The 19,729-nt window shown below is 39.7% G+C and carries 18 protein-coding genes and 1 other annotated feature; of the genes, 1 reads left to right on the top strand and 17 read right to left on the bottom strand.

Going from position 1 to position 19,729, the window contains the following annotated elements:
- Nucleotides 1-45: 45 nt before the first annotated feature.
- The 14 genes from pfkA to QEZ38_RS00270 form a co-directional block, all read right to left on the bottom strand.
- A complete protein-coding gene (pfkA, locus tag QEZ38_RS00205; RefSeq protein ID WP_000820873.1) occupies nucleotides 46-1,053 on the bottom strand; it encodes a 6-phosphofructokinase in 1,008 nt (335 codons plus the stop codon).
- Between the two features lie 81 nt (nucleotides 1,054-1,134).
- The gene (locus QEZ38_RS00210; protein WP_281334607.1) at nucleotides 1,135-4,236 is read right to left on the bottom strand and encodes a DNA polymerase III subunit alpha; all 3,102 of its coding nucleotides are present in this window, start codon (nucleotides 4,234-4,236) and stop codon (nucleotides 1,135-1,137) included.
- Between the two features lie 116 nt (nucleotides 4,237-4,352).
- Entirely contained in the window at nucleotides 4,353-5,063 is a 711-nt protein-coding gene (locus QEZ38_RS00215; protein WP_153225402.1) for a B3/B4 domain-containing protein, read from the bottom strand.
- 77 nt (nucleotides 5,064-5,140) lie between these two features.
- On the bottom strand, nucleotides 5,141-5,527 hold the full coding sequence (gene gloA, locus QEZ38_RS00220) for a lactoylglutathione lyase (RefSeq protein ID WP_000157160.1): 387 nt from the start codon (nucleotides 5,525-5,527) through the stop codon (nucleotides 5,141-5,143).
- Nucleotides 5,528-5,583: 56 nt separating this feature from the next.
- Nucleotides 5,584-5,943 carry a 50S ribosomal protein L20 gene (gene rplT / locus QEZ38_RS00225; protein WP_000124830.1) on the bottom strand — a complete coding sequence of 120 codons (360 nt, stop codon included), beginning with the start codon at nucleotides 5,941-5,943 and terminating at the stop codon, nucleotides 5,584-5,586.
- Between the two features lie 51 nt (nucleotides 5,944-5,994).
- A complete protein-coding gene (rpmI, locus tag QEZ38_RS00230) occupies nucleotides 5,995-6,195 on the bottom strand; it encodes a 50S ribosomal protein L35 (RefSeq protein ID WP_001125942.1) in 201 nt (66 codons plus the stop codon).
- Between the two features lie 32 nt (nucleotides 6,196-6,227).
- Nucleotides 6,228-6,758: a translation initiation factor IF-3 gene (gene infC / locus QEZ38_RS00235; protein WP_000848177.1), complete on the bottom strand. Its 531-nt coding sequence runs from the start codon at nucleotides 6,756-6,758 to the stop codon at nucleotides 6,228-6,230.
- A gap of 15 nt (nucleotides 6,759-6,773) precedes the next feature.
- Nucleotides 6,774-6,904: a sequence feature (ribosomal protein L20 leader region), on the bottom strand.
- 87 nt (nucleotides 6,905-6,991) lie between these two features.
- Nucleotides 6,992-8,383 carry a peptidoglycan-N-acetylglucosamine deacetylase PgdA gene (gene pgdA / locus QEZ38_RS00240; RefSeq protein WP_153225403.1) on the bottom strand — a complete coding sequence of 464 codons (1,392 nt, stop codon included), beginning with the start codon at nucleotides 8,381-8,383 and terminating at the stop codon, nucleotides 6,992-6,994.
- A 262-nt stretch (nucleotides 8,384-8,645) separates the two neighbouring features.
- Nucleotides 8,646-10,373, bottom strand: a complete 1,728-nt coding sequence (gene ezrA / locus QEZ38_RS00245; protein WP_281334608.1) for a septation ring formation regulator EzrA — start codon at nucleotides 10,371-10,373, stop codon at nucleotides 8,646-8,648.
- A gap of 81 nt (nucleotides 10,374-10,454) precedes the next feature.
- Nucleotides 10,455-12,401, bottom strand: coding sequence for a DNA topoisomerase (ATP-hydrolyzing) subunit B (gene gyrB / locus QEZ38_RS00250; RefSeq protein WP_281334609.1), 1,947 nt, complete (start codon nucleotides 12,399-12,401; stop codon nucleotides 10,455-10,457).
- A 14-nt stretch (nucleotides 12,402-12,415) separates the two neighbouring features.
- Nucleotides 12,416-12,979: an HAD family hydrolase gene (locus tag QEZ38_RS00255; protein ID WP_281334610.1), complete on the bottom strand. Its 564-nt coding sequence runs from the start codon at nucleotides 12,977-12,979 to the stop codon at nucleotides 12,416-12,418.
- Nucleotides 12,980-13,084: 105 nt separating this feature from the next.
- Nucleotides 13,085-13,636 (bottom strand): DJ-1 family glyoxalase III, encoded by a 552-nt coding sequence (locus QEZ38_RS00260; RefSeq protein ID WP_153225408.1) that lies wholly within the window; start codon nucleotides 13,634-13,636, stop codon nucleotides 13,085-13,087.
- Nucleotides 13,637-13,646: 10 nt separating this feature from the next.
- Complete coding sequence (locus QEZ38_RS00265; protein ID WP_153225409.1) at nucleotides 13,647-14,870, bottom strand: FtsW/RodA/SpoVE family cell cycle protein; 1,224 nt, start codon at nucleotides 14,868-14,870, stop codon at nucleotides 13,647-13,649.
- 32 nt (nucleotides 14,871-14,902) lie between these two features.
- Nucleotides 14,903-17,356 (bottom strand): bifunctional DnaQ family exonuclease/ATP-dependent helicase, encoded by a 2,454-nt coding sequence (locus tag QEZ38_RS00270; protein ID WP_281334611.1) that lies wholly within the window; start codon nucleotides 17,354-17,356, stop codon nucleotides 14,903-14,905.
- Nucleotides 17,357-17,474: 118 nt separating this feature from the next.
- On the opposite strand from QEZ38_RS00270, the gene QEZ38_RS00275 reads away from it, so the two are divergent.
- Nucleotides 17,475-17,660, top strand: a complete 186-nt coding sequence (locus QEZ38_RS00275) for a hypothetical protein (protein WP_281334612.1) — start codon at nucleotides 17,475-17,477, stop codon at nucleotides 17,658-17,660.
- 23 nt (nucleotides 17,661-17,683) lie between these two features.
- Here QEZ38_RS00275 and QEZ38_RS00280 read toward each other — a convergent pair whose 3' ends face one another.
- From QEZ38_RS00280 to QEZ38_RS00290, 3 genes are all read right to left on the bottom strand, one after another.
- On the bottom strand, nucleotides 17,684-18,532 hold the full coding sequence (locus QEZ38_RS00280) for an NAD(P)H-hydrate dehydratase (RefSeq protein WP_281334613.1): 849 nt from the start codon (nucleotides 18,530-18,532) through the stop codon (nucleotides 17,684-17,686).
- A 3-nt stretch (nucleotides 18,533-18,535) separates the two neighbouring features.
- Nucleotides 18,536-19,360, bottom strand: coding sequence for a phosphate ABC transporter ATPase (locus QEZ38_RS00285; RefSeq protein ID WP_281334614.1), 825 nt, complete (start codon nucleotides 19,358-19,360; stop codon nucleotides 18,536-18,538).
- Nucleotides 19,361-19,487: 127 nt separating this feature from the next.
- On the bottom strand, nucleotides 19,488-19,729 hold a 242-nt coding region (locus QEZ38_RS00290), incomplete at its 5' end, for an LPXTG cell wall anchor domain-containing protein (RefSeq protein WP_281334615.1).

Here is a 19,729-nt window from a genome sequence, read left to right on the forward strand (position 1 = left end):
TAATTTGACCTTTTATGGTCATTTTACCAGTTTAGTTAAAGTTGATTATGACAAGCTCTTGTTCAAAGCAGAAAGTTCAAGGTCAGCTTTGTGAGGGTTGTTAACAACGATCTTACCATCAGCTGTTAGGCTAAACAAAGCTCCTTCTTCTGCAGTTCCAAGAATTGGATTTTCAACCATTTTCTCATTGCGGATACCAACAGCGACACCACCGATTCCTTGTTTAAGAAGTTTAACAGCGTGTGCACCCATGCGTGACGCCAATACACGGTCACGAGCAGTTGGAGATCCACCACGTTGGATATGACCAAGTTCAGTTACACGAAGGTCGCTTGTATCTCCAGCTTCTTTTAGCTTTTGACCAAATTCAGCCGCTGACATAACACCTTCTGCCAAAACGATAATGTTGTGTTTCTTACCGTGTTCATATCCAGCTTTGATACTTGCTACGATGTCTTCCATCTTGAAGCCTTCTTCAGGGATGATAATTTCATCAGCACCAGTGGCAATACCAGCCCAAAGAGCGATATCTCCAGCATTACGTCCCATAACTTCAACTACGAAAGTACGACGGTGACTTGATGAGGTATCACGAATCTTATCGATCGCATCCATTGCAGTTGTAACTGCAGTATCAAATCCGATTGTGAAATCAGTACCTACGATATCGTTATCGATTGTTCCTGGAAGTCCGATAGCAGGGAATCCATGCTCAGTCAAGCGCATAGCTCCGTGATAAGAACCGTCACCACCGATAACCACGACACCTTCGATACCGTGTTTTTTCAACTGCTCAATCCCTTTAAGTTGACCTTCGAGTTTTGCAAACTCAGGATAACGAGCAGAGTGAAGGAAAGTACCACCACGTGAAATGATGTCTCCCACTGAAGCAGCATCAAGTGGATAAATTTCGCCGGCAACCATACCTGCGTATCCATCATAGATACCAAAAACTTCCATTCCTTCTGAGATTGCTTGACGAACTACTGCACGGATGGCAGCATTCATACCAGGGGCGTCTCCACCACTAGTCAAAACAGCAATACGTTTCATTTGGTTTTGCTCCTTTTTCTTTTAACATTCTAACTGATTATACCATAATTAAAGTTAAAATTCTTTTATTTTCATTGATTTTTAACGATAAATCGTTTTCATAGTTATTTGACTCAAAGATTCCTGCAAACTAACATCTTTTGCAACAAAATAACCCGGCAACAGAACATTTTTTTGTTCATTTTCGTAGCGTATAATGACTGGAATTTGTCCCTTGTATTGTTCTAAAATATGATAAATTTCAGAATCATGTTCATGATCAGCAGCCTGAATCCAAAATCGTTCACTCACTGCTTCTTTTAGATTATTTAACACTAACTGAAGGCGACCGTCTCTTGCCTGCACTTTTCCATTTAGGTAGTAAAATCTTCCTTCATGTAAGAGATTGTTAAATTGGCGATACTGATCAGAAAAAACTGTGACTTCAAGCTTCGTTTTACTATCACTAACTTTCAGAAAAGCCATGTTTTCACCTTTTTTAGTACGAATGACACGAATGGATTCTATCTCAACGAGTACTGTAGCTGTCTGTCCTTCAGATAGTTCAGACAAACTCACAATTGGATAGAGGGGATTCTTTGCTAAAATCAGTAAGGGATGCGGACTGATACCGACTCCAAGCCACTCCTGTTCCTTACGAAACTTTTCGACTTGCGTAAAATCCTCACTCTCAAGCCAATTGTAGCTATTATCTGCAAATAAACTACCCAATTCTTCCACAAAAATAAACAAAGTAGGTAAATTGGATAAGATTTTTTGGCGATTTTTTTCAAAACTATCAAATAAACCAATCTCGACTAGGGGAGTTAAAAGACTCAACTTCTGATAATTTTTAGGCAAGCGAGTGACAAAATCTTCGACACTGCTAAAAGGACGATTCTCTAAAATCCAATAGGCAAAATCTCGAGGCATCCCCTTGATACTCTTAAGCCCCAAGTAAATAGTCTTGTCTGTCAATTTATCCAGATACGGAATTGTATTGATAGAGAGTGGTGTCAGTTCAAAGCCCATTTCAAGCGCATCGAGAATATAATCTCCACTGGCATAGTTGAGCATGACTTGATAAAAGATTTCTGGGTAATGTGTTTTAAAGTAAGCAAGCTGGAAGGCTAAAGCCGCATAAGCATAAGCATGCGATCGGTTGAAACCATAACCAGCAAATTTTTCCATGACAGCAAAAACCTGCTGAGCCTGTTCTTTACTATGCCCTTTTTCGAGTGCTCCTTGGATGAAACTTTCCTCCATTCGGTGCATCTCAGCTGCGTTCTTTTTCCCCATGGCACGACGTAAAATGTCGGCCTTCCCAAGGCTGAAACCAGCGTAACGCTGTGCCACTTGCATCACCTGTTCTTGGTAAAGCATAATGCCATAAGTTGGAGCCAGAATATCTTCCAAAACTGGGTCCAGAACTGTTACCTTTTCTTTACCATGTTTTCGAGCCACAAAGTTGTCGATATAGTCACTCGCTCCAGGTCTGTTGAGGGAAGTCGTTGCCACTACTTCTTCAAATCTTTCTGGTTTCACGCGCTTTAATAAGCGAATAGCACCAGGTTGTTCAAATTGAAAGATTCCCTTGGTCTTCCCAGCTGCAAAGAGGGCTAAAGTTTCTTTATCCTCAAGGTCTATATCCTCAATCCTTAGCTGAATTCCTTGAGTTTCATATAAGAGCTCCTGCATTTTTTGAGCGAAGGTTAGGTTTCGAAGACCCAAGAAGTCCATCTTGAGCAAGCCGTTTCCTTCAACTCCATGAGCATCATACTGGGTAATGAGCATATCCTCACCATACTTAAGAGGAATATAGTCCGTTAGATTTTTATCACTAATCACGACACCAGCAGCATGGATAGAAGTCTGTCGAGGATAGCCTTCTATCTTTTTGGCAATTTCAAAAGCCTTTTGGTACTCAATCCTGCTTTGAATCAGTTGTCTAAATCCTAGATTGCCTTCATAGGCGGTTGTCAAGGTATCTTTGAAACCAATTTTCTTGGTTATGGATGTCAACTCGTACTCGGGAACACCATACCGTTTAAAAACATCTCGGATAGCCTGTTTGGCACCAAAAGTCGAGTAGGTGACTATTTGAGCAGCGTGAATACTACCATAACGGTCACGAACATAACGGATAAATTCAGGACGATAGATATCAGGAATATCAATATCGATATCAGGCATGGTATAGCGTTCACGATTTAAAAAGCGCTCAAAGATGAGATTCTTAGCCACAGGGTCAATACCAGTGATATCTAGAGCATAGGCCACTAGACTTCCAACTGCAGATCCACGTCCCATACCCATATAATATCCTTGAGAACGACCAAAACGTAAGAGATCCCAGACAACTAAGAAGTAGTCATCGAATCCCATGTCATGAATCACAGATAGTTCTTCTTCCAAACGAGCCTGATAAACTGAATCTAGTAAGCCTTTCTGTTCCAAGCCCTTAATAGCTCTTTCGCGCAACTCTTCAACAGCAGGACGCTCTGGATTGAAGCGTGGAAGCTTGAGACTACTATCAATCTCATAAGTAGTTGCTCCAATCAGTTCAGATAGATTGTCTAAAGCTTTTGGAAACTTTTCTACAAAAAATTGTTCAAGACGGTCAGCAGGTAAAAACAAGCCTTGTTGCGATTGAACATCTACCTCTCGCAAGGTCACATTTTCCTTAATCGCCTTGAGCATTTGAAGCGTTTCTAAATCCTCAGATTCGAAGGAATTAACACGATAAAGTGGGAGAATGGAGTGAGAAAAATTCGACTGAGGTGTATCTGGATACACTCCGATATAATAGTCATGCCCTAAGTCCAAGGAATCAATTGCAGAATAATAGGGAACAATAACACAAATATCTTCTAGATAGGGAGAAAAATCAGTCCATTCCTTTTTACCTGTCATTTTTAGAGTCGAAATCTTCATGAGATTTCGATAGCCATGATTTGACAAGGCTAAAAATCGAAGGTTGACGAGTTCCTCCTTATGATGAACAGTCACCTCAAGACCTAATAAGGGCTGAATCCCCTGTTTTTGGCACTCTTTGATAAAATAATAAGCCCCATAGAGATTGTCAATATCCATGATTCCAAGTGCTGAGTAGCCGTATGCTTTCCCTTGGTCAACATACTTCTGAATGGAAATCATACTCTCCATGAAACTATAAACCGTTTTTGTATCAAGTTGTGCAATCACTCGCTATCACCTCCCTTTTTCTTCTTATATTATACCATTTTAGAAAATAGAAAAACAATTTCTTTCTTCCCTTGTAGAAAAAGAACCACAGCTGAATTAACTGTGATTCTCACTTATCATTCTATTTCCAAGATAGGATTTGTAGCTGTCAAGTGACTGATCTTGCCACTAACACCGAAATATTCCTCAATTTTAGTATGTAATTCTAGCATTGCTTCCCGAGCTCTTGATGCCTGTTCTTCATTGATAGCTTCAATGACTAAAACAGCATCTTTGGTTTCTTCTGTTAACATGGTTCTTTGGGCTTCACGCCAGTTTAAACACCGACAAACCGCACCTTGTTCATCAAAATAAATAATTTCATCGGCTAATGCAGAAGCATCACTTTCGGCCCCTAGTGGAAAGAAGGATTCATTCCCTTGAGCTCTTCCGAGACATAAGTCACCAACAATCTTAGCTAAATCCTCTCCCCCACAAGGAACAGCGTAAGAAAGTGAAACACTATTATAAATATCTACCAAAGGATTTATTGGATTAAATTCTCTTCCTTGACTTACACGCTTTAATAAAGCTTCAATAGAAGAACGAGCACCTTTTTTGGTTTTGAATTTAGTGAATGCCTGGCGCCATTCTTGAATCACTTCATTCTGAGTGAAATTTTCATCTGGTATAAAAATCCGAGCTTTTTTGATCCCTTCATCTAGTAAAGCTTTAAAATATGGATCCTCATTCTCATCAATAGTATTGTTGAGACCTTTTACCACCAATACAGAGATTTGAGCATCTGGAAATAGTTGCCAAAAATCATCTTTTACATGAACTTTCATGACCTTGACGCCATTCTTTTTCTTTCATTCTACTACAAATTAAAAAAACGAGTAGCATACAAGCTACTCGATAGGAACTATAATGAATTTTCACGAATCACTTCTACCTTGTATCCATCTGGATCTTTGATAAAGTAATAGTTTGGTTGAGTCCCTGGAAGTCCATTAGGTGCTGTCACTTCATAGCCTTTGTCGCTATGTTCTTTATGAAGAGCCTCAAGATCAGGTGTGCTTAAGGCGATGTGAGCAAAACCGTCACCGACAACATATGGTCCGTGATCATAGTTATAAGTCAACTCCAACTCATAATCATCACCTTCAAGTCCAAGATAAACAATAGTGAACGCATAGTCTGGAAAGTCTCTACGACGTAATTCCTTAAAACCAAAAGCATCTTGATAAAAAGCGATTGATTTTTCAAGATTTTCAACTCGCAAGCAAGTGTGTAGCATTTTAGAAGCCATTTTTTTCTCCTTTGTTAAAAAAGACTGGGACAAACTTGCACCAGTCTTATGAATAATTATTTACCAAGTTTTGCTTTAGCTGCATCTGCAAGAGCTGTGAAAGCTGCTGCATCGTTAACAGCCAAGTCAGCAAGCATTTTACGGTTAACTTCGATCTCAGCCAATTTCAAACCATGCATCAATTGTGAGTATGAAAGTCCGTTCAAACGAGCTGCCGCATTGATACGTGTGATCCACAATTTACGGAAGTCACGTTTCTTTTGACGACGGTCACGGTATGCATAGTAGTAAGAGTTCATTACTTGTTCTTTTGCAGTACGGAACAAGATGTGTTTAGCTCCATAGTAACCTTTTGCTAATTTAAGAATACGTTTACGACGTTTGCGTGATACAACGCCACCTTTAACACGTGCCATGTTTTATTTCCTCCAAATATTTCCTAGAATTGTTTACTTACAAATACGCGATTATTTCAAGCGAGTAAGCATTGCCTTGATACGTTTGAAATCTCCTGAATGCACCATAGATGCTTTACGAAGATGACGACGTTGTTTTTTAGTTTTTCCGTGGAAACGGTGAGATGTGTAAGCACGGAAACGTTTAAGTCCACCAGAACCTGTACGTTTGAAACGTTTAGCTGATGCGCGGTGTGTTTTTTGTTTTGGCATGATTTTTTCTCCTTTATTTAACTTTCTGACAATTATTTTTTGTCAGTTGCTGGCGCCAATTGCATGAACATTTGGCGTCCATCCATTTTAGCACGTTGTTCAATGATAGCAATATCTTGAGTTGCTTCAGCGAACTCGGCTAAAACTTTTGCACCAATCTCTTTATGGGTGATCATACGCCCCTTAAAGCGAATAGATACCTTCACTTTGTTTCCTTTTTCAAGGAACTTGCGAGCATTGCGAAGTTTAGTTTCGAAATCACCCTTGTCGATAACTGGGCTCAAACGAACTTCTTTCACGGTCACAACGCTTTGTTTTTTGCGTTGCTCTTTTTGTTTCTTCTGGTACTCAAATTTGAACTTACCGTAGTCCATAATTTTCGCAACAGGAGGTTTAGCTTGAGGTTGAATGAGAACCAAGTCCACATTAGCTTCGTCCGCAAGTGCTTGCGCTTCGCTTAGTGGTTTGATACCCAATTGCTCACCTTCAAGACCGATTAAGCGAACTTCGCGTACACGAATTTCATCATTGATGAATAAGTCTTGCTTTGCTATGGTTTTCACCTCTTTTTTTAATTTAGAGAAAAACAAGAGCGGACTTGCTAACGCAAACCCGCACTACATGATTGTATTTCATTTCTGAAATTTGATCCGTAGGGGCCAGACAACGTTAGTCGCAAGGCGAGAAGTTCTCACTTCTGCTTTTCTCAACTTTTATATGATATCAAGTTTTCCCCTACTTGTCAAGATTAAAACTATCTTTTTTTAATTTTTTTAAATATTTGCCTACTGTGAACTTACTGGTTACGAGAATAGTAAATCTCATGTGGCTTCAAACGAGTGTTGAGTAGATCTGATACAGTCACAAAACTATATCCTTGTTCCTGTAGATACTCAATTACTTTTGGTAATGAATTAACAGATGTTTGATGGATATCATGCATTAAAATGATAGATCCATTGCTTGCCTGACGCTGAATTTCTGTCAAAATCGCTGCTTCATTTTTACTCTTCCAATCGAAACTATCCACATCCCACATGATAAAGCTTAAATCAAAGCTATTGCGAATATCATCTGAGATTGCTCCGTATGGTGGACGCATCAATTTAGAGCTTTTACCAAGAACTTTTGTAATAGCATCTTCTGTATCTGTAAGCTGTTTCTTAGCGTCTTCCAATGACAATTTTGTTAAAATTGGATGATTCCAGCTATGGTTTCCAACTTCATGACCTTCAGATTGCATACGTTTAAGGATCGACTCATTACCTGAAATATTTTTTCCTTGAACAAAGAAGGTTGCTTTAATCTTATACTTGGCTAGAATATCTAAAGCTTGTGGAGTTGTATTTCCATCTGGTCCATCATCAAAGGTAAGAGCTACTACTTTTTTATTTTTCTCAGCCTGAGCCTTCTTATAAAGTTCTGCATCCTTTTCAGTTAGATAGGACGATTGGATAACATCAAAGAAGTCTGAAATAGGCAAAGCTATTTCTTCTACATTATTGGTTGCTTTGATTGGATAAAGAACCAATTGACTATCTTTGTATGCAAACTTCCAAGATGATAAATCGCTAGCTGAAAAATCGGCTGTTACTTGATCAACAAGTGTTTGTTCAATCTTTTTATCTTGGAGCGTTGACTTGATATCCTCAAGAAACTTCTCTTTAGCTTTGCTAGCATCTGTAAAGAGCTGATCTAATGTAAACAGAGTCCCATCTTCCTTAAGATAAAGCTGATCTAACGACGTATTTTCTAATTCCACAACAGTAGAATCACTCAGGTCATAGGCCTGTTTTTTTACAAGATGGCTCTCCACACCTTTGATAGAGGATGAATCTTTTTCAGAATAGTAAAAAATCAAATGTTCTTTATCTTCTACTTTATCCGTAATATCTTTTACAATGATATCCTGAACAGAGGTAATGACCTTGTCCCCCGTCATAGGATAGTAGGTGATGATTTCTGCCTGCCCCTTACGAAAATTCTCTTTCTGACTTCCTTGTGAATAGGAATCATCTTTTTCTTTTTTCAGTGCTTCAATTTTTTGCTCAAAAGCTTGCTTGGTCAAGACTTTATAAGCAATACCTGCACCTAATGTTAGGATTGTGAAGAATAGAAGCCCCACAATAATCCATAAATTTCTTTTCTTCTTGTCATTTGTTTTACAATTTGTTCTTTTTTTAGTCATAGTCTTATCATATCAAATCAGGCCTATAATTTCAATGATAAATAGGAAAATGTCCATTTTTAAAGAAAAGAAAGGTAAAAGAAAGAGGTTGGGACAAAAGATCCCGACCTCACTTTTTATTAGCAATCAAACTTTGACGCGGTAGCTGATTGGACTTTTTGTTCGTCTTTTAGACTCCAAAAACTCCTAATCATCTTCGCGGGGCTGGGACTACGAAATCGAGACTTTGTCTATCGATTTCTGTCCCACCGCCTTTTCTTAATTAAAATCGAATGATTTCTCTTGTTTTTTCATATGAGGAAACAAAGCGATTTGTTACCCCTGGTTCAGCAACTTCCAAAGCTTGGGAAATCTTTTCGAAAGATGCTTGATAATCAAAGGCATTTTCAAAGATTTCTAAAGATTCATGGAAGGCTTGTTGAATCCCTTCATCAAATGATCTGTAGCGGTTAGAATATTGAAGCAATTGCTCTGTCAAGGTTGCATATTGCACAATACTGTAAGTTTCTGTTTCCAAAACTTCCATATCGTGAGTTGCAATTTCTAGGATACGATTAACAGACTCAATGTTGACTTGTGACTGTTCCAACTCTGCCATCAAATCCTCAGTACTATGGCTAGCAGCAAAGAATAATTTCAAGAAGTTCTGTGGGATTCCTGGAAGATTTCTCTTTTCCATGTAGCGCTTGATTGTGTGGAGACGATTGACGTAAACATTTGCCTTTTGACGAGCATTAACATCATCTTTTTCAATCTGTACTAAACGTTCGCTCACTGAAACTTGATCATCTTCAATTTCTTTTAATGTAGCTTGAACATTTTCTAAACGTTCTTCCAATACAGAGTAAGCTTCTGAATATTCCTCTTGTTCTGAAGTCAAATCACTAACTGTAACTTCTAAGGAATCCAAATCCACTTGAAGACGACGGACGTGATTGACATCACTCTCAGACATCAAGTAAGTTTTGCTCAAGCGTTCAATATCTTTTACCAAGACCTGATTGTTGTCTTTTAAGTGGTCAAGATAGGTTGGAAGTGTTGACAACAAGTTTTCAACAACCTTTTGAGAAGCAATCTCTCGTGTGAAAATATTATAGAGAGCATTGATTTCTTCTTGAATCTGAGTGTTTTCATATTCAGCATTATCCAATTCCAATTTTTTAATATTTTCTTGGTTATTTTTCAATGCTTCATACAACAACTGCAAACGCGATTCAATATCAGTTTCTACAAAGTGATAGTTAGCATCAAGCAACTTACGATAGCCAGCCTCCAGATCTTCAAGTTGATCAGGGAGTTCTGTCGTTAGTTTAGTAACAATTGCTGGAATTCTCTCTACGATATGTGTCAAAGCGAGGATATGGTTTTCAGCATTATCCAAAATTCCTGCTGCTTCAACTGGATCTCCTGAAGAGTTTAGCGTCACAAATTGAGAAAATTCTGATTGGATGTTCTCCAATTGTTTTTCAATTTCAGGAAGTGCTTGACCATATTTCTCAGAATCTTCTGCGACCGCCTTCTGTAAGCTTTCAAATAAATCTAAAGCATGCAAGACACGACCACTATTTTTTGATTCTTGTTTTTCTAGATCTGCCAAAGCATTTCGAATGGAGGCAATATCTTCTTCGATAAGGGTAATCTGGCTTTCAATTTGATCAATTTTGTGTTGAGCTTTCAAGAAGCGAAATGAATTATTGTACCCTTCTGCTTCAAACAGATTATTCTCAATATCTGCAAATGAGTTGAGGGATAGGTCTACCCATTTTTGGTTCCACTCTCTAAATGCAATCTGACTTTGACCAATCAGATGCATATTCTTAACAGCTTCAACTTCATCGTTAACTGGAAGGTTATACAACTCTTCCTTTCTTCCTTCTAGTACTGCGATCCTCTTTTCATTTCGTTTGCGTAACAAAATCGCTACAACATAAGCAATGATCAGAAGAGTCGCGATTACAATCATAATAATAATCAACAGATTATCAGACATATCAAACTCCTTTTTATACTTGAAACAATTGTAATGATTATATCATATTTTTCAAACCATGGGAACTATTTCCAAATTTTTTTAAACGTCAAGCGTACTGTAAACAGCATTTTCTTCGATAAATTCTCGACGTGGTTCTACGCGGTCACCCATGAGCATATCAAAGATTTTATCTGCTTCTGCAGCATCATCAACTGATACGCGCGCCATGAGACGATGTTCTGGGTTCATAGTTGTTTCCCAAAGTTGATGGTCATCCATTTCTCCAAGACCTTTATAACGCTGAATAGTTGGTTTTGAACGTCCTTCACTATAGCGAGCCAAGGCTTCCTGGAGACGGATTTCTTGATCTGCTCCAGGTTGGATGTATTCTTTAATTTCACTGCCGACCTTAACACCGTAAATTGGTGGTTGAGCGATATAAACATAACCTGCTTCTAAAACGGGTTTCATATAACGATAAATCAAGGTTAACAAGAGGGTACGGATGTGAGCTCCATCGACATCGGCATCCGTCATGATAACGAGTTTTTGGTAACGGGCCTTGCTAACATCAAATTCAGCACCAAAGCCTGTTCCCATAGCTGTGAAAAGGCTACGGATTTCTTCATTGGCAAGGATTTTATCCATGCTGGCCTTTTCAACGTTGAGGATTTTACCGCGAATCGGTAAAATCGCTTGGAATTCACGGTCACGACCAGACTTTGCAGAACCTCCCGCTGAATCTCCTTCGACGATGAACAGTTCAGTTTCAGCTGGATTATTTGAGGAACAATCTGCTAATTTCCCTGGAAGGTTTGAAATCTCTAAACCAGATTTCTTCCGAGTAACCTCACGCGCACGCTTGGCTGCTACACGCGCCTTAGCTGCCAAAATCCCTTTTTCAACAATCCGCTTAGCAATCTGTGGATTTTCCATTAGGAAGTCTGAAAATGCTTCACTAAAGAGGCGGTTAGTAATCTTGACAACTTCACTATTTCCAAGTTTAGTTTTCGTTTGTCCTTCAAACTGAGGATTTGGGTGTTTAACAGAGATAACAGCAGTCAATCCTTCACGGACATCCTCACCTGTCAGATTATCTTCGTTATCTTTCAGCAATTTGTTTTTACGAGCGTAGTCATTGATGACACGGGTTAGGGCTGTACGGAAACCTTGTTCATGTGTTCCACCCTCATGTGTATGAATGTTATTGGCGAAACTCATGACATTTTCATGGTAACCAGTTGTGTACTGCATGGCTACTTCAACTGTGATGTCATCCATTTCTCCATCTGTGTAGATTGGCGTATCAAAGATGACATCCTTGTTTTCATTGATATACTCAACGTAACTCGCAATCCCACCTTCATAGTGGTAGTTTTTTGTTTGTTCAAGCCCCTCACGCTTGTCAGTGATGGAGATTTGAAGACCACGGTTCAAAAAGGCTAGCTCCTGGATCCGCTTGTTTAATTTATCAAAATCAAAAGTTGTTGTTTCTGTAAAAATTTCTGGATCTGGCGTGAAGTGTACGGTTGTACCTGTTTTATCTGTATCTCCAATCACCTCAAGGTCAGCAACGACATGTCCACGACGGTATTCTTGGTAATGGATTTTTCCATTTTTATGAACATGAACATCTAATTGAGTTGAGAGGGCATTTACAACGGATGAACCTACACCGTGGAGTCCACCTGAAACCTTGTAGCCACCACCGCCGAATTTACCCCCGGCATGAAGAACTGTAAAGACTGTCTCAACAGCAGGTCGACCAGTTTTTTCTTGGATATCAACTGGAATTCCACGTCCATCATCGACAACCGTAATCGAATTATCTGGTTCAATATAGACTTGGATGTGGCTAGCAAATCCTGCTAAGGCCTCATCGATAGAGTTATCTACAATTTCCCAGACAAGATGGTGAAGGCCTTCTTTTGAAGTTGATCCGATATACATACCTGGACGCATACGAACGGCTTCCAGACCTTCCAAAACTTGAATCTGACTGGCATCATAATCCTGTGCCTGTTGGTTTTTGATTTCTTCTGTCATTTTTTTCCTTTTTCTTACATGTCTAATACTTGTCTCAATGTCACGATATTTTCAAAGAGATGCGTCGCTAAGCCAGCTGCTTGTCCAGCTTCAATGTCTATAGGTCGATCACCAATAACGATGCCAGAGCTTATCTTGTACTTATCTCGCAAATAAATCATTGACTCTGGATTGGGTTTTCTCTTGAAGCCAGAACTAGCTGTTACTACTTCTGTAAAATAGGCAGCAATTCCAGTCTTTTCAAGGATTTCCAAAACTTGGTCATTGCGATGCGAAACTAAAAAATTCCGTCCTCCCTGGTCTGAGATTTCCTCCAATAAAGCAGGTACTCCCTCAAACAAGGCTGGATGTTCAAGCTCTCGCGCTTCGTTTTCCTTGTATTTTTCTAAAAAATTCTCTATTGTTGGGGCAAAACGGTCAATCGCAAAAGCAGTTGACACTTTCAAGGCATTGTAAACTTTATCATGTTCTTCTTCGATTCCAAATTGAGCTAATGTTTCCACAAAAGCAGCGGTCGAAGTCTCATAATTATCAAGCAAAGTTCCACCTAAATCCCAGATGTAATCGTGATATTTCATACCCTTCATTATAGCATTTTTTTATCAAAAAAGCGACGATTTCCTTCTATTTTAACAGTAAAAAACGAGAAGAATCCCCTAATTGATAGATTCTTCTCGTTTCACTTAATCTAAACCAAATACATCACGATAAAGCATAGCTTCTCTCAAACCATTTGCATCGCCACCAAGTTGTTCCACTAGGTTATAAGCAAAGGCAAGTGCAGTAGCTGGACCGCGACTAGTTGTTAACTGACCGTCAATAACTACTGTTTCCTTGCGATAGTGACCATCAGTAATTTGCTCTTGAACACCATCGTAGCAGGTGAACTCTTTATCCTTGAGGAGACCAGCGCGATTCAGAACAATTGGTGCTGCACAGATGGCAGCTATTTTTTTACCGACTTGTTCACATTTTTGAAGTTCAGCAATCAAAAGTTCATGATCGCGTAAATTTGCTGATCCTGGCATACCTCCTGGTAAGACAATCATGTCGTACTCAGATAATTCACCATCAAACACACGATCTGCTTGTACTTGGATGGCATGTGATCCTGTCACTTGGGCTTCAAAACCAACCATATGACAAGCAATATTGGCACGACGTAATACATCCACAACTGTTAGGGCTTCGATTTCTTCAAAGCCATCTGCTAAGATAACTGCAACTTTAGCCATGATTTACTCCTTATTTAACTTTTTTCAAAACAACTTTCTTCCGTTTAAATCTTGTCTTACCGCTCTTTTCTTCGGCTAGATGCGTTTGATAACTCATCGATAGAAGCAATCCAACACCAATCAGATTACTGATAATGGCCGATCCCCCTTGGGAAATGAATGGGAGAGGAATCCCTGTCAGAGGAAGGAGGCCTGTCACTGCACCGATATTTTCAAAGATATGGAACAAAAGCATCATAATAAATCCAGTTGAAATGTAGGTATAAAATTGATTATTGGACTTGAGAGTGATTTTTAGCATTCGATAGATAAGTAGAAGATAAAGTGTAATTACGAGGACAGAGCCGATAAAACCAAAATCTTCTGCAATGACTGTAAAAATCATATCACTCTCACGAACGGGAATGAGGAGATTGGATACATTAAATCCTTGACCAAACAAGCCTCCACTTCCAATGGCGATTTGCCCTTGAGCCTGTTGATAGGTGGTCGTTTGTGCATAATCAAATGGATTGAGCCAAGCAAGGATACGGTTAATCTGATAGGTTGGCATCCCGATTTGATGTATGAAAGCACGCCCATCTTTTGTGATGAAAATTGCCAAAAATCCTGCAATTCCCGATACAGCTGTTACAAAAATTGGAATGATGATTTTCCATGATACTCCAGAAAGCAAGACCAGTCCCGCAAAGATTGCGACAAAGACCAAGGCCGTTCCTAAGTCACTCTGCAGGGCCAGTAAACCTAAGACTGGCAGCGTGAAGATAATCATCCACAATATCAAGAGGAAATCTAAAGGAATCGTTCGTTCACTTTCCTTGTGTTTCTGTGTGAATTGAACAACAACCCGAGCCAAGATCAAAATATAGGAAATTTTCATGAATTCGGAAGGTTGGAAAAGTGTCACTCCTCCAATTGACACCCAGTTTTTAGCCCCTGTTGCTGCCACTAAATTAGGATTGTAAAAAATCAAGGGTAAAACCATAAGGGCTAGACCTAGGGCATAAAGATAGGGAGTCGCCTGCCATAAAAATTTTGTATTAAAGAACATGACTACAAAGCTGATGATAATTCCCAAGACGATCCATGCTAGTTGCTGACCGAGAATTGGCCAAATATTATGTGGATAGTCATGACTGACAGCTATGTAAATAGCCACAACTCCAATCACCAGCAAACAAAATACTGGTAAAATCAAACTATAATCGACTCGAGAGTCGAGAGAACGTTTCATAAAGGTCTCCTTCATTCTTTCAGATGTTTATTTTATTGTTTGTGTAAAAATTCTTGAACTTTTGAGAATACTTGCTCTTTGCCAACTTCTCTCACTCGACTAGTCTGCGACAAGGCCTTGCTAATCTGCTTTCCATATCGCTTGCTTGTCATTCGGCTATCCAAGATAAGGACAGATGATCGCTGTCCAAGACGACGCATGGTTCTACCAATCGCTTGTTTGAGGCGAATAATAGCCATTGGCAGTTGATAGTCGTAGAAAGGATTTTTCCCTTCAAGGCGCAGTTCCTGATTCATTTTTTTCGTAAAGGGATCTTCTGGATTTTGGAAGGGCAAACGTGTCACCACTTCAATCACTCGAGGTTGAGTCGCAAAATCAACTCCCTCCCAAAAACTTCCTGTCCCTAGTAAGAGTTGAGAGTCTCCTCTTTCAAATCGTTTCTTGAGTTGAGCCGAATCTCCGTTTTTATATTGGGCTAGATGAGAAAGAGATAGAGAGTCTGATACCTGCAACAAAAGGTCTTTTGAAGTAAATAAAACGAGCATGGGTTCCTCAAGATAGGACAAATCTTCCAGCACTTCTACGAGAGCTTGAGCATAGTCTTCTTGAGAGGTTTCTGTCACCAATGGAAAATCCTTGACGAGCAAAATTTCTTGATTTTCTTGAAAATTCTCATCCAATTTGTCAAAAGCTGCATGAGGAAATCCCATTAGTTCTGGTAGAGATACTCTGCTACTAATTTCCAAGGTCGCAGAGACAGCTAATAGCTGACAAGTCTCAGGAAAAATCTGTGAAAAGAGCAGACGTTGATTGCGACTGGAAGAAATGACAATCTTCTTGCTAGACAAGTCTGAGGCTGATAGCCAAAATTCTCCATCAATGCAGAAAAATCGCTGATAATCTTGGAAACTTTGAACTTCTAACTCTGAGAAATCCTGTTGGAGCTGTGCCATGGTTGTCGCAGGGCATATTCTTCGTTTGCCAGATAGGAACTGGTCCATCAAGTGACAAAGCTCAAAGCGAATACTCTCCATCAAGCGTCTCTGAAGCGTCCCTTTTTCTCGAACTAAGGCTTGATCTAGCTGGTCTACTATGTCGTTTAAAACGAAACTCTTCTGCGAAAGATTTTCCAAAGTTAATAAGATCTTCTGGGCTTCATCTAAGATCAAGAGACGGCCCTCTAGTAGACTGGGATCGTCCTCAAGTCGGGTAACGAGATAAGCATGATTGGTCACAAGGAGCTGGCAAGAGCGAGCTTTTTTCTGCCCCCGTCTCCAAAAATCCTCCAACCAAAAGAGAGAAGCTTTGGGAAGATTACCATCATGCACCAAGTTTGGCAAAAATTGCTGGTAACGGTAAAGCTGGCCAATCTCATCTAAATCTCCAGTTTCTGTTTCGGTCAACCAAACTAGAAGTTGCATCTTGAAACGTGTGTACAAGCGATTGGACTCTTCTTCCTCTAGTGCATGATGAAAGGCATCTAGTTTTAAGTAATTCTGGGGTCCTTTAAGATTATGAATCGAAAGGTGAAAGACCTCTTCCAATCTACGAGCCTCTTCTTGCATCACTTGATTTTGTAAAACTTTAGTAGGAACACTAAGTAGGATTCCTTTTTCGTTTTCTAGTGATAAGGCTGGCAGGAGATAGCCATAGGTTTTTCCAATCCCAGTCTGAGCTTGCACAAAAGCAATTTGCTCATTTTGTAGAAAACCTTGAACCTTTTGAGCAAAGCTAGCTTGCGAGACTCTATCTTCCAAATCCAACAAGGCAATATTGGTTTGGAAATCTTTTGATAGTTTTCGTGGAGAAAGGGCTGGCTTTTCTTTTCTTAAAAATAAACCTTGCACCTCTACCAAGTCATGTTCAACTAGGATAGACTGCTTCTGATAAACTTCCTCAATAACCAAATAAGACTCATATAATAGACCATCTGACAAACTTAACAAGCGTTCCAACAAGCCTTTTGGCAATTGAAACATTTTTTGTCGCATACAGAGAAATAGTTCTGCTGTTGCTTGAGCATCTGATAGGGCCATATGGGCTTTTTCTAGTGAAATACCCAACTCTTGACAGAGAATCCCCAGGTTATACTTTTCAAGCTGAGGATAAAAAACCTGAGCCAACTCGACTGTATCGATACGGGGAGTGCGCAATTCATAGCCCTCAAAAAAGAGAAATTCTGCCAACAAATTGGCATCGAACTGAACATTGTGCGCAACAAAAACACCGTCCTTGACCAAGTCAAAAATTTTTCCAGCCACCTGAGAAAATTCCGGTGCCTCTGCTAGTCGCTGATCGGTCAAGCCCGTTAATTCTTTGATATGAGAATCCAAGGGTTCGTGGGGATTGACATCCGTAGCATATTGGTCAACAATCTCGCCATTTTCAATGACCACGATTCCTACTTGGATAATTTTTGCCTTGCTTCCGGTACTGGTCGCCTCTAAATCCACGACAACGTACCGATCATTTCTAAAATTCATCATTAAAAATTATATCAAAATTTGCACCATTTGACACCCCTGAACTTGATTTGAAGAGTCAAGTTTCTTGCAAGTTTTGAACAAACATGATTGAATAGAAGTGTAGAAAAGGAGTGACATCATGAACCCATTAGATTTGTTTAATCAAGTAAAAGAGCTAATCGAGAAAAAAGATTTGGCTGCCGCAAAAACCTTTGTCGAAGAAAATAAGGACCAACTCGGTGAGTATCTTAACCAAGCACAAGCTTTGGTTTCAAGCTCAGAAGGACTTAACGGTCTTGTAAATAAGGTCAAAGGCCTCTTCTAATAGTCAAAAGGCACCTGAGGTTTTCAGGTGCCTTTTTGTATTTTCTTCATAAAGGCTGGGATATGTTGACTGATCGTGGTTGGCAGAACTACAAAATTGTCCTCAGCCAGTTCTTGGGCAATTGCTGAATGTAAATAAGTCGCTACTGTCACTCTTTCATAGAGACTTGCTTGGGGAAATTGGCCTGCAAAACCAGCGATCATCCCCGCCAGAGTATCACCCATTCCTCCAGTTGCCTGATAGGGGCCACCGACACTCAGCTGATAACAATCAACTTGTCCAGCTTGCCAGATTCGAGTAGCTAGACCTTTTTGAACCAAAATCGTTCCTGAAGGAAATCTCAGCAAAGCCTCTCTTGTTTCCTCGGTTCCATGGGAATCCAAATCTAAGCCTGACAAGACTTGCCATTCCCTTTGGTGAGGCGTTAAAACAAGCTGAGCTTTAGGAAATTTCATTCCCGTCTTAGCTAAAATGGATAAGGCACCACCATCCAGTATGAGAGTCTGGTCTTGATTTAAATGATGAAAGACTGTTTGGAGAAGCTGTTCTTCACGCTCATCATCCACTAGTCCAGGCCCAACCAAGACAATACCAGCCTTCTGCAACTGTTGTTCAAGCAATTGCTTATCATCAAGAGCAAAAGCCATAGCCTCAGGCAAATGGCTATGTAGCGCTGGAATATTCTCTTTATCCGTAGCTACGGTCACCAAGCCTGTGCCACTTCTAACAGCCCCTAAGGCAGCCATAATAATGGCTCCCCCATAGGGATAAGTCCCTCCAATCAAGAGAAGACGCCCGTAGTCTCCCTTATGACTAGAACGAGGACGCTCAATGATAACTTTTTTCAGTAGAGCTTGATCAATCTTTTTCATACACTACTCCTTCAACTTATCCTTACCATGTAGTACTTGATTAACCTTAGTATTCCAAGCCTGTAACCCTTCTCCTTCATAGTCTAGGTAAGTCACTCTATCTTGTAATTGACAAGGAATCAAATCTTCAAAACAAGACCTATCTTTTGAAGGAATAACACACAAATGAAGAAAGGTATCTAAATCTAAACTATCTCTTACCTTCGCAACATGATAGCCATCAAACATATAACCTGGTGCTTGAATTAATTCTTCATACAGAAAATGAAAACTAACGCCAGGAATGAACTTTTCTTGTAATTCCTCCTCAGACGGTGCCCGTCCTAACAAACGCTCCATAGCGAGTCGGTAACCCGAAGTCGTATTAGACCATCCGAACATGATATAGTCAAAATAGTCTGCTGGATCAGAAGCTGCATTACGACTATCTGTAACTAGATCAGCCCCACTTTTACCAAATACTTTTACCGCCGACATGAGTTTTCCAATCTGAAAAATAGCCTGAGCCACCTCAACTGTACAAGTATGACTACAATAATTTGAAGTAACCAACTTCCTCTGGATATCATAGGTAGAAGCTACAAGCCGATGACTTGGTCTGTAGGGAGGAAAATAGCTATGCTCTTGCAAGTAATCATGAATTCGTATATTTAATTCATGATTCTCACATTCCACAATGGTCTGACGATGATGGTCCTGTTCATAAGCAATAAACTTTGCTAGTTTCTCCAATTCCCATCCTTGAATCTGAGGATAGTTTTCAAGAGCAAATTGATACATCCCATCCCACCGGAGACTAAAATCTGCATTACAAACTTTTACAATCATGGTCCTTCTCCTCACATTCTCTTACTTTCATTATACACCTCACTACCCAATTAATAAAGGAGAAGACTATGCTATCTTCTCCTTCTTTTATAATGATTAGCTTTTTCAGAGCTATGAGTTATCAACCTTACTTTTCTTTACGTTTAACAGTTAGTAGAGCCACTGATAAAACAAGACTGAGACTTGCTAGGAAGACAGCTGTATCAGATCGACTTTCACCTGTTTCTGGAAGTCTTGCTACACTTGCTTGACCTGAAGCATTTTCAAGAACCTCTCCATTAACTGCCGGTCCATGAGCTGATTCTACTGGTTCTTGATTTTGTTCTTTATAGACAATCGCATAAAGTCCTAGATCTTTGGTGACAAATT

Origin of the sequence: Streptococcus taonis (assembly GCF_029948085.1) — a bacterium.
Classification (GTDB): Bacteria; Bacillota; Bacilli; order Lactobacillales; family Streptococcaceae; genus Streptococcus; species Streptococcus taonis.

Coding starts and splice junctions, on each gene's coding strand:
- pfkA (WP_000820873.1), bottom strand. CDS start 1,053: ATGAAACGTATTGCTGTTTTGACTAGTGGTGGAGACGCCCCTGGTATG.
- QEZ38_RS00215 (WP_153225402.1), bottom strand. CDS start 5,063: ATGAAAGTTCATGTAAAAGATGATTTTTGGCAACTATTTCCAGATGCT.
- gloA (WP_000157160.1), bottom strand. CDS start 5,527: ATGGCTTCTAAAATGCTACACACTTGCTTGCGAGTTGAAAATCTTGAA.
- rplT (WP_000124830.1), bottom strand. CDS start 5,943: ATGGCACGTGTTAAAGGTGGCGTTGTATCACGCAAACGTCGTAAACGT.
- rpmI (WP_001125942.1), bottom strand. CDS start 6,195: ATGCCAAAACAAAAAACACACCGCGCATCAGCTAAACGTTTCAAACGT.
- pgdA (WP_153225403.1), bottom strand. CDS start 8,383: ATGACTAAAAAAAGAACAAATTGTAAAACAAATGACAAGAAGAAAAGA.
- ezrA (WP_281334608.1), bottom strand. CDS start 10,373: ATGTCTGATAATCTGTTGATTATTATTATGATTGTAATCGCGACTCTT.
- gyrB (WP_281334609.1), bottom strand. CDS start 12,401: ATGACAGAAGAAATCAAAAACCAACAGGCACAGGATTATGATGCCAGT.
- QEZ38_RS00255 (WP_281334610.1), bottom strand. CDS start 12,979: ATGAAATATCACGATTACATCTGGGATTTAGGTGGAACTTTGCTTGAT.
- QEZ38_RS00260 (WP_153225408.1), bottom strand. CDS start 13,636: ATGGCTAAAGTTGCAGTTATCTTAGCAGATGGCTTTGAAGAAATCGAA.
- QEZ38_RS00265 (WP_153225409.1), bottom strand. CDS start 14,870: ATGAAACGTTCTCTCGACTCTCGAGTCGATTATAGTTTGATTTTACCA.
- QEZ38_RS00270 (WP_281334611.1), bottom strand. CDS start 17,356: ATGATGAATTTTAGAAATGATCGGTACGTTGTCGTGGATTTAGAGGCG.
- QEZ38_RS00275 (WP_281334612.1), top strand. CDS start 17,475: ATGAACCCATTAGATTTGTTTAATCAAGTAAAAGAGCTAATCGAGAAA.
- QEZ38_RS00280 (WP_281334613.1), bottom strand. CDS start 18,532: ATGAAAAAGATTGATCAAGCTCTACTGAAAAAAGTTATCATTGAGCGT.
- QEZ38_RS00285 (WP_281334614.1), bottom strand. CDS start 19,360: ATGATTGTAAAAGTTTGTAATGCAGATTTTAGTCTCCGGTGGGATGGG.